Genomic DNA, 13,523 nt, shown 5'->3' with positions numbered 1-13,523 from the left:
CTTCTCGAAACTAGAATCAGCACTCATGGAACTGAGGCAGTTGGAGTACTTCGTCGCCGTCGCCGAGGAGCGGAACTTCACCCGGGCCGCCGAGCGCGTGCACATCAGCCAGTCCGGTGTCAGCGCCCAGATCCGCCGGCTGGAACGGGAGCTCGGCGCCGAGCTGTTCGACCGGTCCGCGCGCACCGCCACCCTCACCGTCGCGGGGAAGGCGGCGCTGGAGCACGCCCGCGCCGCACTCGCCGCGGCCGGGGCGGTCGGCCGCGCGGTGGGAGAGGTGACCGGTGTGGTCCGGGGCCGGCTGACCGTCGGCATGGTCATCGGCTGCACCCTCACCCCGCTGTTCGACGCGCTCGCCGCGTTCCACCGGGCCCACCCGGCAGTGGAGATCTCGCTCCTGGAGGACAACTCCGACCGGCTGGTCGAGGGGGTGCGCGACGGCACCCTCGACCTGGCGCTCGTCGGCACCGCGACCGCGACCCCGGACGGCCTGGAGGCCATGACGATCCTCAGCGAGCGGCTCGTCGCGGCGGTCCCGGCCGGACACCCCCTCGCGGACCCGGGCCGGATCACGCTGGACGCCCTGGTCGCCCATCCGATCGTCACCATGCCGCCCGGCACGGGCCTGCGCACCGCGTTCGACCGGGCCTGCGCCGCACACCGCGCCGAGCCCTCGATCGTGCTGGAGGCGGGTGCCGCCGACGCCATCGCCGACCTCGCCGCCCGGGGGCTGGGCGTCGCCGTGCTCAGCGCATCGATGGCCGAGGGCCACCGTGCCCGGCTGACCGCCCGCGCCGTGGACGGCCTCGACACCCCGGCGCTGCTCGCCCTGGTCTGGAAGAAAGCGCCCCATCCCGCGGTGCGGGAGATGCTGGCGCACAGCCGACGCGCTTTCGCCGGGCCGGGGTCCGGCCAGGACTCAATCGTATGAATGTGCGGTTGTGATGTGGAGGTCTTGGGGTGATCGGGCAGCGGAAGCGCCATGAGTTGGCCGGAAAGTGCTCATGCGTTCGCCGTTCTGGTGTTCTGAAAAAACGGTCATCCTCGTGCCCGGCCGCCGTCGGCTCTCCCGCCCGTGCCGCTGAACAGCCAGACAGCACAAGGGATCCGAGTGTCCCGTTCACTACCACGGCAAGATCAGTCGACCGCACCTTCGGGCCGAAATCGAATGCTGGGCGGAGTGCGTGGATAGTCAGATCTCGGAACGCGACGGGTTGACTACCATGTGCCCGTACCTGGTCCGGAAGATCGCCGTCCTCTTGGAGGCCGCTTCCTGACCCGTGACCGCCGTGTGTGTCGGTCGACCGTTTCTCCTGCTCTCCATCCCGAGGGACCGCGGAATGTCAGTGCCTGCACCATCCAGCCAGCGCCGGTCGGCGAAGGCCCCCCGAGCCGTTCCGGTCGTGCCCGCGGCCGTCCTGGTGGTGAGCGCGGCGGCCGCCGGCGCGGCCGTCGCCGCGGCACCGGCCGGAGCCGGCGACTGGCCGCTGGCCGCGATGCTCGGCGCCTGGCTCTGCCTCGCCGTCACGGTCGTGGTCGGCACGCTGTCGATCCGGCGCGCCCGCCGGGCCGGCCTGCGCCAGAACGACGACGTCACCCAGGCCAGGGCGCAGTTGGCGCAGATCGCCGCCGAGTCCGCGCACCTGGTCAGCGTCACCCTCCCCGCCGTCGCCAAGCGGCTGCGGGACGGGACGACCGCGCAGGACGCCCTGGCCCAGGTGACCCACCCGTCCGATCCGCAGCTGCGCCAGCTCGCGCACACCTTCGTCGCCGAGGTGGAGGAGGCCGTACGGCTCGCCGTCGCCTACGACGCCGAACGGCGCCAGGCAGCCGACGAGTCGGGCCGCATGACCGCCGAACTGGAACGGCTGACCGACGAGTTGCTGCCCGCCGCGGTGGCCAGGCTGCGCGAGGGACAGTCCGCCGACACCGTGCTCGGCGAGCTCGACTGGCCGCGCACCCCGGCGGTCCGGGTACCCGCTGAATCGTTCGTCCGCGAACTCGCCCACAGCGAGCGCCGCGCCGCCGCCGCCCAGGCCGCCTCCGCGAAGGCGCTCAGCCGGGTCCAGGCCAAGGCGGTCAGCATGCTCGCCGACCTCCGCGAGATGCAGGAGCGGCACGGCGAGGAGGTCTTCGGCGACCTGCTGAAGCTGGACCACAGCACCTCGCAGCTCGGCCTGATGACCGACCGGCTGGCCCTGCTCATGGGCGGCCGTTCCAGCCGCGCCTGGAACAAGCCGATCGTGATGGAGTCCATCCTGCGCGGCGCGGTCGGCCGGATCGCCGCCTACCAGCGGGTGCGCCTGCACTGCTCCACCACCGCCGCCGTCACCGGGTTCGCGGCCGAGGGCGTGATGCACCTGCTCGCCGAACTGATGGACAACGCCGCCAACTTCTCGCCGCCGATCGACGAGGTCAACGTCTACGTCGAGGAGCGCAGCGCCGGCATCGTCGTCACCATCGAGGACAGCGGCCTGAAGATGGCCGCCGCGGCCATGCGCCGGGCCGAGGAGTCGGTGGCCGGCCGCATGACCGACCTCGCCTCCCTCCAGGGCACCCGGCTCGGCCTCGCGGTCGTGGGGCGGCTGGCCGTCAAGTACGGCATCAGCGTCAACTACCGGCCCTCCTCCCGGGGCGGCACCGGCGTCGTCGTCCTGCTGCCCCGCCAGCTCCTCGCCCAGCAGCGGGAACCCGCCCCCGTCGGAGCCCAGGGCCGCCCCGCCGCGCCGGCCCCCGCGGCCCCGGCCCCGGCCCCGGCCCCCGTCGAGCCCCCGGCACCGCGTCCCGCCCCCGCCGAGCCCGCCGCACCCCGCGCCGGCCTTCCCGGACCGGCGGACGCGCCCGACAACACGCCGAACGGGCTGCCCGTCCGCACCCCCGGCCGCACCATGGCGGAGGCCGAACGCGAGCGGGAGCAGCGCCGCGGCGGCGACAGCGCCGAGGACGGCGCACCGGACCGGGAGCGACCCGCCGTACGCGACGCCGGGTCCCGCTTCGGCGCCTTCCACCGCGCCCGCCGGTCCGGCCGGGAGGCCGCCGGACCCGACGGCCGGCCCGAGCCACCGGCCGCCCCGTAGCGCCCGCCTCCAGGCCTCGGCTCCCTTTACCCCCCCGCTTGAGTACCTGAGATTGGAGGAACGGGCCGGTGACCGGTCAGCCGGGCACCCACCGTCCCATCACCACCATGCAGACCACCGACAACAGCCTCACCTGGCTTCTGCAGAACCTTCTGGAGCGCACCCCCGGAACCCGGCACGCCCTCGTCCTGTCCCGGGACGGGCTGAAGCTGTGCTGGTCCGACCACCTCACCCTGGACCGGGCGGACCAGCTCGCGGCGATCTGTTCCGGCATCCAGGCGCTCGCCCAGGGCGCCTCCGTGGAGTTCGGCGACGGAACCGGGGGAGTGCGCCACTCCATGACCGAGTTCCACGGCGGCCTGCTCTTCATCGTCGAGGCCGGGGAGGGCGCCCACCTCGCGGTCGTCGCCGAGGAGAACGCCGACCCCGGCGTGGTCGGCCACCAGATGACCGAACTGGTCGAGCAGATCGGCGAACACCTGCGGGCCGAGCCCCGCCAGCCCCTCCCAGGGGGTGCCGCCTCATGACGCCCCGCAAGCCCGTGGACACCGGCGACCCCGACCGGCTCTACACGGTCACCGGCGGACGCAGCCGCGCCGACGACGCCTTCGACCTGGTCACCCTGGTGGTCAGCGAGAGCGAACCGTCGGCCGGGATGCAGTCGGAACACGTCCGCATCCTGGAGATGTGCCGGCACCCGACCGCCGTGGTCGAGATCGCCGCGGAACTGAGGCTGCCGATCACGGTGGTACGCATCCTGCTCGGCGACCTCCTCGCCATGGGCCGGATCACCGCCCGGCACCCGCGCGCGGCCGAGTCCGTCGCCTCGCTCCCCGACTCCGCCCTTCTCAAGGAGGTGCTCCATGGGCTCCGCAACCTCTGAACTGCCCGTCGGCCGTACGCCCTTGGCCGACGCCGCCGAGACCGGCCTGAAGATAGTCATCGTGGGCGGGTTCGGGGTGGGCAAGACCACCCTGGTCCGCTCGGTCAGCGAGATCCGCCCCCTCAACACCGAGGAGGTGATGACCCAGGCCGGCGTCGGGGTCGACGAGACCAGCGGCGTGGCCGGCAAGACCACCACCACGGTGGCGTTCGACTTCGGCCGGATCAGCCTCAACGAGCGCATGGTGCTCTACTTGTTCGGCGCGCCCGGACAGGAGCGCTTCTGGTTCCTGTGGGACCGGCTGTTCTCCGGCACCCTCGGCGCGGTCGTCCTGGTCGACACCCGCCGCATGAACGACTCCTGGTACGCCATCGACCGGCTGGAACACCACGGCACGCCGTTCGTGGTGGCCGTCAACCGGTTCGACGACGACTCCGCCGGCCACTCTCTGGAGGAGATCCGCCAGGCGCTCGCCCTGCCGCAGCACGTGCCGCTGATCGAGTGCGACGCGCGGGTCAGACGCTCCGGGAAGGACGTGCTGATCACCCTCGTGGACCACCTGTACGACCTCGCCATGGCCCGGGAGACGACACCGTGACCGAGAACCCCACGCCCGACGGGCCGCCCCCGGGCTGCCCCGCCCACGGCGGCGACGGCGCGCTGCGCCTGGCCGGGCTGGAGTACCAGCAGACGCCGTCACAGCTGTACCGGTCACTGCGCCGGGAGCACGGCGCGGTGGCACCGGTGCTGCTGGACGGGGACATCCCCGCCTGGCTGGTCCTCGGCTACTCCGAGCTGAGCTACGTGACCAACCACGACGAGCTGTTCGCGCGGGACTGCCGCCGCTGGAACCAGTGGCCCAACATCCCCCCGGACTGGCCCCTGATGCCGTTCGTCGGGTACCAGCCGTCGGTGCTGTTCACCGAGGGCGAGGAGCACCAGCGGCGGGCCGGGGTGATCACCGAGGCGCTGGAGGGCGTCGACCAGTTCGAACTGGCCCGGCAGTGCCGGGAGATCGCCGACGGGCTCATCGCCGCCTTCGCGGGCAGCGGCGAGGCCGAGCTGATGAGCATCTACGCGCACGCCCTGCCGATGATCGCCGTGGTCCAGATGTGCGGCATGCCGCACTCGGGCACCGACACCGAGCGGCTCGTGGACGATCTGCGGATCTCCCTGGACGCGGCCGAGGGCGACGACCCGGTGGCCGCGTACGCGCGCGTGGGCGAGCGGATCGCGCAGCTGGTGAAGGAGAAGCGGGAGCGGCCCGGCCCGGACATCACCTCGCGGATGCTGCTGCACCCGGCCGGGCTGACCGACGAGGAGATCGTGCAGGACCTGATCTCCATCATCGCCGCGGCCCAGCAGCCGACGGCCAACTGGATCTGCAACACCCTCAGGCTGCTGCTCACCGACGAGCGGTTCGCCATCAACGTCTCCGGCGGCCGGCTCAGCGTCGGCGAGGCGCTCAACGAGGTGCTGTGGCTGGACACGCCGACGCAGAACTTCATCGGCCGCTGGGCGGTGCGCGACACCCAGCTCGGCGGACGGCTGATCCGGGCCGGTGACTGCGTGGTGCTGGGCATCGCCGCGGCCAACACCGACCCGCAGATCTGGCCGGAGTCGCACGTCGGCGCCGAGAACTCCGCGCACCTGTCGTTCAGCAACGGCGAGCACCGCTGCCCCTACCCGGCGCCGCTGCTCGCGGACGTGATGGCGCGTACGGCGGTGGAGACGCTGCTGGAGCGGCTGCCGGACCTGGTGCTGGCGGTCGAGCCGGAGGAGCTGACCTGGCGGGACTCGATCTGGATGCGGGGCCTCACGGCGCTCCCGGTGCGGTTCACGCCGGTCGTGCAGTGACCGGCGGGGCCCCTCGCGGGGCCCCGTGCCCCCGTGCGTCGCGTTCCCCCGTACCCCCGTGCCCCGCTCAGGCCGCGGCAGGGGTGAAGCGCACCGGGACCGACTGCGGGCCCCGGGTGAACACGCCCTGTTCCACCGGGTCGTAGCCCTCGGCGAGCCGTGCGTCGGGCATGGCGTCCAGGAGCTGGTTCACCCCGATCTCGACCTCGGCCTTGGCCAGCAGGGCGCCGACGCAGAAGTGCCGGCCCAGCGCGAAGGCGAGGTGGTCGGCGGCGGCGGAGAACGCGGTGGTCGTGGTCAGGTCGTCGCGGAAGATGTCGAAGCGGTCCGGGTCCCGGTAACGGTCGCCGTCCCGGTTGGCCGCGCCGATCAGGCAGGTCACGGTGGCACCCGCGGGGACGGTTCCGCCGGTCAGCTCCACCTCGGCCGCCGACTGCCGCATGATCATCTGGACCGGCGGGGTGAACCGCAGCGTCTCGGCGAAGGCGCGCGCGATCAGGGAGCGGTCCTCGCGGACGGCCGCGAGCTGCTCGGGGTTGAGCAGCAGGTTGACGAAGATGCTGGCGATCGCCTTGTCGGTGGTCTCGCCGCCGGCGGCGAGCAGCAGGCTGCAGAACGCCTTGATGTCCTCGTCGCTCATCTTCACGCCGTCGACCTCGGCGGCGCACAGCGTGGAGAGCAGGTCGTCCCCGAGGCGGTCGCGCCGCTCCCGGATGATCGGCAGCATGTACTCGGCGAACTCGGCCCGGGTCCGCTCCCCGGCCGCGGTGACCTCCGGGTCGCCGGACAGGTTGCCGAGGAAGGCGATGACGGCCGTGTACCAGCGGTGGAACCGGTCGTGGTCGGCCTTGTCGAGACCGAGCATGTCGGCTATCACGTTGACGGGGAAACGGGTGGCGTAGTCGCTGACCAGGTCGGCGGAGCCGGTGTGCCGGAAGGCGTCGATCAGCTCGCGGGAGTTGCGCTCGATGACGGGCAGGAACTTCTCCTGGAGGTCGGCGCCGCGGAACGCCGGCGCGACCAGCGCCCGGCGTACGGCGTGTTCCCGGCCGCTGAGCTGGAGGATGGTCTTGCCGTGCACCGGTTCGAGCTGCCAGTCGTAGTTGTCGGTGGTGAACTGGCCGGCCTTGTCCTTGAAGACGCGCTCGACGTCCTCGTAGCGGGAGACGATGTAGCTCTGCGTCGCCTCGTGCCAGATGAGCGGCGCGCTCTCCCGCATCACGCGGTAGGCGGGGTAGGGGTCCGCCGCGAACTCGGGCGAGAGGATGTCGGGGACCTGCTGAGCCGTGGACATGGGGCTCCCTGGGGGCGGTAACGGGCGTACGCCCCAAGGCTATTGATCATCTCCCGGGCACGACAGGGGGTCTTGGACAGCTGTTCGGTCCCGGGCGCTCGTTGGCCGAAAAGAGCCGCTCCGCGCCGGCCCCGCCCGCTCAGCCCCTGGCCAGGGCGGCCAGTTGGTCCAGGGTCCCGTCGAACCGGTCGTGGTCGCCGACGATCGGACCGGTCGAGGTGTACTGCCACATCGTGTACCGGGACCAGCCGGCCGGCAGGGCGCCGGGAGTCGCGGCGTACCGGGCGATCCACAGCGGGTTGGCGGCGCCGAACCCGTCGGCGTCGCCGGTGCACTGCTTCCACCAGCTGGTGGAGGTGTAGATCACCGCGTGCCGTCCGGTCCGGGCCCGGTACCGGTCGACGAAGTCACGGATCCAGGACACCATCTGCGCCGGCGTCTTGCCGTAGCAGGCGGAACCGTACGGGTTCCACTCGATGTCCAGCACACCCGGCAGCGTCCGGCCGTCCGCCGACCAGGCCCCGCCGTGGTCGACGAACCAGTCAGCCTGCGCGCCGCCGCCGGAGGTGTCCGGCGTCCCGAAGTGGTAGGCACCGCGGACCATGCCGACGTCGTACGAACCGTTGTACTGCTGGCTGTACTTGGGGTTGATGTAGGACGTGCCCTCGGTGGCCTTCACGTAGGCCCACTTGACCCCGCTGTCCCACAGGCTCTGCCAGGCGACGTCTCCCTGGTGGCTGGAGACGTCCACGCCCTCCGTCTGGACGGCGCGGGTGCCGGCGGGGCTCCCGTCCACGCCGTCGTGGGCCAGGACGCCGATGCCCATGTAGGCGGAGCCGCGGACCGGGGTGTCGTCGGCCGCCGACGGGGCGGCGGCCGGAGGGAACAGGATCGACAGGGCGGCGAGCAGGCTGCCCGACGCGAGCAGGCGGAAACGGCCGTCCGCCACGGCTATGGGTCTGCGCACGCCTCCCATCCGACCGTCCGGGCCACCCGCCCGCATCCCGCGCGCGTCCGGACGGCTGGCCCCGGCGGCGGCCGGCGGGTGTCAGCGCGTCACTTCGGCGTCCACGTCGCCCGCCGACCTGAACTCCACGGCCACCACCCCGTCCACGCGCCCGCACAGCTCCTCCAGCGCGGAGACCGGCACGTGTTCCGGGAGCCGGCCGGTGAGCACGACATGTCCGTGTGTCACGTCCACCTGGAGGGCCGAGGGTGCCAGTCCGAGCGTCTGGACCAGGGCCTCCTCGATGATCTCGGTGCGGATCTCCCGGTCCTTGCGCAGGAAGACCCGCAGCAGGTCGCTGCGGCTGACCACCCCGATCAGCCGCTCGTCCGCGCCGACCACCAGCAGCCGCTTGATGCCGTGACGGGCCATCACCCGGGCGGCGTCCACGACGCTCCACTCCTCCCGGGCGCAGACCGCCGGCGAGGTCATCAGCCCCGCCGCGTCCGTGGCCGACGCCTTGGCGCCGCCGGGCGGCGCGGTGTCCCCGCCCCAGATCTTCTGCAGGAGGTCCGCCTCCGACACCACCCCCACGGGACGGTCGTCCGCGTCCACGACGGGCACGGCGGTGATGTCGTACTCCTGCAGCAGGTGGGCGATCTCCTTGAACGGCGTGCCGCGCTGGACGCGGACGACGGCGTCGCTCATCAGATCGCGCACCCTGAGGTGGTTCATGTAAGGATCTTCCTCTCCGCTGCCGGCCCCCTGCGGCCGGCATCCGACCTTCCGCAGGTGAGAACGGACGGCGGGGCCCAGGGGTGCCCCGGTGTCACGCGGAAGGGCCACCCGGCCGCGGCGCGGCGTCCGCGTGGTCGCTCACGCGTCCGCCGGGATGCAGCCGGTCTCACCTGTTCCGGGCCGACCAGTCCGGGCCGACCAGTCTGCCCGGCCTCGACCGAGTGTCTACCGGGGCCCGGACGAGGTACCCGGTGAGCCCGCCGCGCAACGAGGAGTGGTCGCATGCCGGTGAAAGTGAGCCCGCTCGACGGCAGGACGGCCGTCGTGACCGGTGCGGCGCGGGGCGTCGGCGAGGCCCTGGCCCACGAGCTGTCCCGGCGGGGGATGAGGCTGGCCCTGCTGGGCCGTGAGGAGGCGACGCTGGTCCGGGTGCGGGACGCGCTGCCCGGGGAGTCCTGGTGCTGGGAGGCCGACGTCACGGACGACGCCGCCATGGCCCGGGCCGCCGCCGGGGTCCGGGAGCGGCTCGGGGCGCCGTCCGTGCTGGTGGCCAACGCGGGCGTGGCCGAGGCGGGACCGTTCGCCGAGTCCGACCCCGCGACCTGGCGCCGCGTCGTCGAGGTGAACCTCGTCGGCAGCGCCGTGACCGCGCGGACCTTCCTGCCGGACCTGTGCACCACCCGCGGCTACTACCTCCAGGTGGCCTCGCTCGCCTCCATCGGGGCGGTTCCCCTGATGAGCGCGTACTGCGCCTCCAAGGCCGGTGTGGAGGCGTTCGCCCAGTCGCTGCGGGCCGAGGTGGCGCACCGGCGGGTGGGCGTCGGCATCGCCTACATCAACTGGACCGACACCGACATGATCCGCGACGCCGGCCGGTACGCGGTACTGCGCGAGCTGCGCGGCCATCTGCCGCCGCCGGCCCGCAAGGTCCACCCGGTGGCCCACGTGGCCGGCCGGCTGGCCGACGCGGTCGAACGGCGCCGGCCGGCCGTGTACGTACCCGGCTGGCTGCGCGCGGCCCAGCTGGTGCGCGCCGCCATACCGCCCGTCGTCACCGCGGTCTCCCGACGGGAACTGTCCCGCCTGGCCGCCGAGGAGCCGTTGGAGCCGACGGGGCTGCTGGGCGCGGGCGGCCGGGCCGCCCGCGCCGAGTCCCGGGCGCTCGGGCGGCTCGGCGAGCCGGAGGAGTGAGGCGGGGGTCGCGACGCCCCTCGTACGGCCGTCGGCTCGGCGCGTGCGGTAGCGGCGGCGGGGCCCGCCTGATGCCGGCGCGCGGCGCGGGGCATCGTTCGAGAAGTGACGGACCGCCCCCGGTGCCGGCCCCCGGTGTCAGGCATCGGCGAGCCGCGCGGACGACGGGACCCGCGGCGGCACGTCCCGGGCGCCGCGCCACTCGCGGGGGGACATCCCGTAGGCGGCCCGGAAGACCCGGCTGAAATGCGCCGCGCTGGCGAAGCCCCATCGGTGTGCCACCGCGGCGATCGTGGCGTTCCCGTGGAGCGCCAGGTCCCGTCGGCACGCCTCCAGGCGGCGCCGCTGGATCCACCGGCCGACCGTGGCCTCCTCGCCCTCGAACAGCTTGTGCAGATAGCGCAGGGATATGTGATGGGCCTGGGCGATGGTCTGCGGAGTCATGCCGGGGTCCGCGAGATGCCGGTCGATGAACGCCCGGATCCGCAGCAGCAGCGCCAGGTTCCCACCGGGCGTCCCCCCGGTGCTCCGGCGGGTCCGGCCCATGACTTCGTCGGCCAGCACACCCAGCAGATCCACGACGTTGCGCGCCATCAGCTCGCTGGTGCGCGGCAGGTGGTTTCCGGCGCTGTCCACGATCCCGGAGATGCAGGGCGAAAGCAGACCGCCGAGAGGCGTGTCGGAGCCGAGCGGACAGGCGGTGATGTGCGCCACGTCGGACTCGCTCAGGCCCAGGACGTCTCGGGGCAGGACGAGGGACTTGGTCCGGAAGGACTGGGGGAATTCGAGCTGGAGGGGGCGTGCCATGTCGTAGACGAAGACGTCCCCGGGCCCGAGGAGTGCGTCACGGCCGTCCTGCTCCAGCCGTCCGACTCCTCTGACCAGCAGGTTGACCACCACGTCCTCGTCCTGGCCGTACTGCGTGACGAGCCGGCGCGTGCGCGGGGCGGACAGGCCGTCGCCGTCCACGGTGACGGCCTGGAGGGGGCCGAGCGGCGTCGCACGGATCATGCCGGAGTACACCTCGTCGGGGACGACGACGTCCACGGCGCCGAATGTCCGGGACAGGGCCTCGCGCCGGTGGGCCTGTCTGTCTCGGGCGGGCAGCGGATCGGTGGTGTGGAAGCTGCCGGCGGCGCTTCTTTCCTGGACATCCGGCGCCATGATCTCCGCCCTTCGACTGGTGTCTGCCTTCAGCGACACCGTGCCGGCCGGACAGGGGGCGGCACATCGCGTGAACCCGCTGGATCGGCGGCCCGGTCAGGGCGATCACCGGCGCCGGAGCGATCGGCGGACCGGTCAGTCACTGGTCGCGATCTGTTGCGCACGTCCGAGAGCTTCCTCCGGTGTCTGCTCCCCGGTCAGCGCGGACTGGATCGCGGTATAGATCCCGGTCGCCGCCTTGGGCCACCGGACGCCGAGTTCGCCGGTACGGACGCGCGCTCCTCGCGTGCTCTTGACGAAGACCGCCATCGCCGGGTCCTGTGCGGCATACCGGGCGGCGACCGCGGTACGGGACGGCACGGTGAAGTGCTGCTCGGCCAGGGTGAGCGTGTTGGAGGCGCTGTTCAGGCAGGTGAGGACCTCGGCGGCCTTCTTCTGCCGTTCCTCGGAGGAGTTCTGCGGGACGGTCCACACCTCACCGCCGAGCGGCGTGACCGGCGCCCGTCCCGCCCGGGGGACGGGGATCGGGGCCACTCCCCAGCGCAGGTCCTCGTCGTCGTCCAGGGCGGCGATCCGCCAGGGACCGTTGATCATCATGGCCGTGCGGCCGGCGGCGAACTGGTCGTGGACGTCGGCCTGCGTCCAGTTCAGCACCGACTTCGACATGGACCCGTTGGTCACCAGGTCGACCCACAGCTGGAGGGCCTGTGCGGCCTGCGGGGAGTCCAGATGCCTCTCGTGCCCGCCGTTGGACCACAGGAAGGGCAGAAACTGCCAGCTGCTCTCGAAAGTGGGGCTCGCGTCGACCGCCATGCCGTAGCGCCCGGGCCGGGTCAGCTCCGCGGCCGCCTGCTTCAGCTCGCCCCAGGTCCTCGGTACCGCGACACCGGCCTCGGCGAGCATGTCCTTGTTGTAGAAGAGGGCGACCGTGCTGACGTAAGGGGCCAGCCCGTACACCTTTCCGTCGTACGTGCCCGCCGACAGGATGGGCTCGGCGAAGCCGCTGGTGTCGACGCCGTACTGGTCCAGCGGGGTCAGCGCGCCGGTCCGCGCGACCTGCTGGAGGTCGGCGTTGTCCAGCATCAGCAGGTCGGGAAGGGTCCGGGACGAGGCCTGCCGCAGGACCCTGGGGACCAGGGACGCCGGCGGGACGCTCGTGTGCTCGACCCTGACCCCGGCGGTCTTGCCGCACGCGGTGAGCACCTGGTTCCACTGGGTGTGCTCGGAGCGCTGGGTGTAGTAGTCGAGCACGGTGATGGAGGCGACCTCGCCGGTGGCGGACCCGGCACCGGTTCCTCCGGCACACCCGGTGGTCGTCAGGGCCAGGGCCAGTGACAGGGCCGCGGCCGAGCGGACGGCGGTGCGCCGCGTCGGCCGTCCAGCCGGTGAGATCATGCGGGTGCCTTTGCGGAGTGACGGTCCGCGGACCGGGGCCGATGTCGCGAGGCCGGCGGACTCCACGAGCCGTCAGGGTGGTCCGCACGGGTGTCTTCTGTTCGCACGCATCTTAGACACCCTCGATGGGCTCATGACACGCGGCACTCGGCGGGTCCGCTCGCCGCCGTGGTCATCGTCCCTGTCCGGCGGCTTCCCGGATCATCGCCACCACGGCAGCGGGCTGCGACAGCACCACGGCGTGCGACGCGTCCAGCACGTGCTCGGTGGCCGCCATGCGCTGTGCCATGAAGCGCTGGGCCGTGGGGTTGAGCATCCGGTCGGCGGTCGCGATGGCGTACCAGGACGGCCTGGAGGCCCAGGCCGGCGGTCCCGCTCGACCGGTCAGCGCACCGCACGCGATCGGGCGCTGTGCCACGGACAGCGACTCGCTCACGGCGGGCGACAGGTCAGCGGCGTAGACCTGCGGGAACAGTTCGGCGCGGAGGTACAGCTCGCTGTCCGGGCCGCCGGGGGACCGCGTGGGCAGAGCGACGGCGCGGGTCGCGCCGGCGGCCGGGGCGGGGGCGAAGCGGTTCAGGATGTCCAGGACGCACTCGCCGGCGTCGAGGCCGAACGCCGCGACGTAGCACAGGGCCACGACGTTGTCGGCGTCGGCGGCGGCCTGGGTGATGACCGCGCCACCGTAGTCGTGGCCGACCAGGACGACCGGCGCGTCGATGTCACGCAGCGTGCTCCTGAGGCAGGCGGCGTCCTGCGCCAGACCGCGCAGCGGATTCGCCGGGGCGCGCACGGTCAGTCCGTCGGCGTGCAGCAGACCGACGACCTCCGCCCAGCAGGAGGCGTCCGTGAACGCGCCGTGCACCAGCACGACGGCCGGCGGTGCGGAGCTGGGTCCGTGCATGCCTGGTGACCTCCGACGGCGTGGGAATGTCCCAGTCATACGCGTCCGGGCCCGGTACGGCATCGCGTGAACGT

Annotated in this window: 13 protein-coding genes; 7 read left to right on the top strand and 6 right to left on the bottom strand. The window is 72.8% G+C overall.

Annotation, left to right across the window (positions count from 1 at the left end):
• Window positions 1-25 precede the first annotated feature (25 nt).
• From ACIQR3_RS05605 to ACIQR3_RS05580, 6 genes are all read left to right on the top strand, one after another.
• Window positions 26-931, top strand: a complete 906-nt coding sequence (locus ACIQR3_RS05605) for a LysR family transcriptional regulator (RefSeq protein WP_403534538.1) — start codon at window positions 26-28, stop codon at window positions 929-931.
• A 409-nt stretch (window positions 932-1,340) separates the two neighbouring features.
• Window positions 1,341-3,077, top strand: a complete 1,737-nt coding sequence (locus ACIQR3_RS05600) for an ATP-binding protein (RefSeq protein WP_403534536.1) — start codon at window positions 1,341-1,343, stop codon at window positions 3,075-3,077.
• Between the two features lie 107 nt (window positions 3,078-3,184).
• Window positions 3,185-3,604, top strand: coding sequence for a roadblock/LC7 domain-containing protein (locus ACIQR3_RS05595; protein WP_403535436.1), 420 nt, complete (start codon window positions 3,185-3,187; stop codon window positions 3,602-3,604).
• Window positions 3,601-3,960 (top strand): DUF742 domain-containing protein, encoded by a 360-nt coding sequence (locus ACIQR3_RS05590; protein WP_403534533.1) that lies wholly within the window; start codon window positions 3,601-3,603, stop codon window positions 3,958-3,960. The genes ACIQR3_RS05595 and ACIQR3_RS05590 overlap by 4 nt, the downstream gene beginning before the upstream one ends.
• Entirely contained in the window at window positions 3,941-4,558 is a 618-nt protein-coding gene (locus ACIQR3_RS05585; RefSeq protein ID WP_215166318.1) for an ATP/GTP-binding protein, read from the top strand. Before ACIQR3_RS05590 ends, ACIQR3_RS05585 begins: the two co-directional genes overlap by 20 nt.
• A complete protein-coding gene (locus tag ACIQR3_RS05580) occupies window positions 4,555-5,817 on the top strand; it encodes a cytochrome P450 (protein ID WP_403534530.1) in 1,263 nt (420 codons plus the stop codon). Before ACIQR3_RS05585 ends, ACIQR3_RS05580 begins: the two co-directional genes overlap by 4 nt.
• A 67-nt stretch (window positions 5,818-5,884) precedes the next feature.
• Here ACIQR3_RS05580 and ACIQR3_RS05575 read toward each other — a convergent pair whose 3' ends face one another.
• From ACIQR3_RS05575 to ACIQR3_RS05565, 3 genes are all read right to left on the bottom strand, one after another.
• Entirely contained in the window at window positions 5,885-7,111 is a 1,227-nt protein-coding gene (locus tag ACIQR3_RS05575) for a cytochrome P450 (protein WP_403534527.1), read from the bottom strand.
• Between the two features lie 139 nt (window positions 7,112-7,250).
• Window positions 7,251-8,087, bottom strand: a complete 837-nt coding sequence (locus ACIQR3_RS05570) for a lysozyme (RefSeq protein ID WP_403534524.1) — start codon at window positions 8,085-8,087, stop codon at window positions 7,251-7,253.
• A 72-nt stretch (window positions 8,088-8,159) separates the two neighbouring features.
• Window positions 8,160-8,792 carry a CBS domain-containing protein gene (locus tag ACIQR3_RS05565; RefSeq protein WP_403534521.1) on the bottom strand — a complete coding sequence of 211 codons (633 nt, stop codon included), beginning with the start codon at window positions 8,790-8,792 and terminating at the stop codon, window positions 8,160-8,162.
• A 285-nt stretch (window positions 8,793-9,077) separates the two neighbouring features.
• Here ACIQR3_RS05565 and ACIQR3_RS05560 point away from each other — a divergent pair, with 285 nt between their 5' ends.
• A complete protein-coding gene (locus ACIQR3_RS05560; RefSeq protein ID WP_403534519.1) occupies window positions 9,078-9,986 on the top strand; it encodes an SDR family oxidoreductase in 909 nt (302 codons plus the stop codon).
• 138 nt (window positions 9,987-10,124) lie between these two features.
• On the opposite strand, the gene ACIQR3_RS05555 is transcribed toward ACIQR3_RS05560, so the two are convergent.
• From ACIQR3_RS05555 to ACIQR3_RS05545, 3 genes are all read right to left on the bottom strand, one after another.
• Window positions 10,125-11,150, bottom strand: coding sequence for a helix-turn-helix domain-containing protein (locus ACIQR3_RS05555; protein ID WP_403534516.1), 1,026 nt, complete (start codon window positions 11,148-11,150; stop codon window positions 10,125-10,127).
• A 135-nt stretch (window positions 11,151-11,285) separates the two neighbouring features.
• On the bottom strand, window positions 11,286-12,545 hold the full coding sequence (locus tag ACIQR3_RS05550; RefSeq protein WP_403534513.1) for an ABC transporter substrate-binding protein: 1,260 nt from the start codon (window positions 12,543-12,545) through the stop codon (window positions 11,286-11,288).
• A 172-nt stretch (window positions 12,546-12,717) separates the two neighbouring features.
• Complete coding sequence (locus ACIQR3_RS05545) at window positions 12,718-13,449, bottom strand: alpha/beta hydrolase (RefSeq protein ID WP_403534509.1); 732 nt, start codon at window positions 13,447-13,449, stop codon at window positions 12,718-12,720.
• Between the last annotated feature and the right edge of the window lie 74 nt (window positions 13,450-13,523).

This window comes from Streptomyces sp. NPDC090994, assembly GCF_044768905.1.
Classification (GTDB): domain Bacteria; phylum Actinomycetota; class Actinomycetes; order Streptomycetales; family Streptomycetaceae; genus Streptomyces.
This window is presented reverse-complemented; position numbering and strand designations above follow the sequence as displayed.

Excerpts from the sequence above, each read along its gene's own strand:
- ACIQR3_RS05605 (WP_403534538.1), top strand. The coding sequence starts at position 26 with ATGGAACTGAGGCAGTTGGAGTACTTCGTCGCCGTCGCCGAGGAGCGG.
- ACIQR3_RS05600 (WP_403534536.1), top strand. The coding sequence starts at position 1,341 with ATGTCAGTGCCTGCACCATCCAGCCAGCGCCGGTCGGCGAAGGCCCCC.
- ACIQR3_RS05595 (WP_403535436.1), top strand. The coding sequence starts at position 3,185 with ATGCAGACCACCGACAACAGCCTCACCTGGCTTCTGCAGAACCTTCTG.
- ACIQR3_RS05590 (WP_403534533.1), top strand. The coding sequence starts at position 3,601 with ATGACGCCCCGCAAGCCCGTGGACACCGGCGACCCCGACCGGCTCTAC.
- ACIQR3_RS05585 (WP_215166318.1), top strand. The coding sequence starts at position 3,941 with ATGGGCTCCGCAACCTCTGAACTGCCCGTCGGCCGTACGCCCTTGGCC.
- ACIQR3_RS05575 (WP_403534527.1), bottom strand. The coding sequence starts at position 7,111 with ATGTCCACGGCTCAGCAGGTCCCCGACATCCTCTCGCCCGAGTTCGCG.
- ACIQR3_RS05570 (WP_403534524.1), bottom strand. The coding sequence starts at position 8,087 with ATGGGAGGCGTGCGCAGACCCATAGCCGTGGCGGACGGCCGTTTCCGC.
- ACIQR3_RS05565 (WP_403534521.1), bottom strand. The coding sequence starts at position 8,792 with ATGAACCACCTCAGGGTGCGCGATCTGATGAGCGACGCCGTCGTCCGC.
- ACIQR3_RS05560 (WP_403534519.1), top strand. The coding sequence starts at position 9,078 with ATGCCGGTGAAAGTGAGCCCGCTCGACGGCAGGACGGCCGTCGTGACC.
- ACIQR3_RS05555 (WP_403534516.1), bottom strand. The coding sequence starts at position 11,150 with ATGGCGCCGGATGTCCAGGAAAGAAGCGCCGCCGGCAGCTTCCACACC.
- ACIQR3_RS05550 (WP_403534513.1), bottom strand. The coding sequence starts at position 12,545 with ATGATCTCACCGGCTGGACGGCCGACGCGGCGCACCGCCGTCCGCTCG.
- ACIQR3_RS05545 (WP_403534509.1), bottom strand. The coding sequence starts at position 13,449 with ATGCACGGACCCAGCTCCGCACCGCCGGCCGTCGTGCTGGTGCACGGC.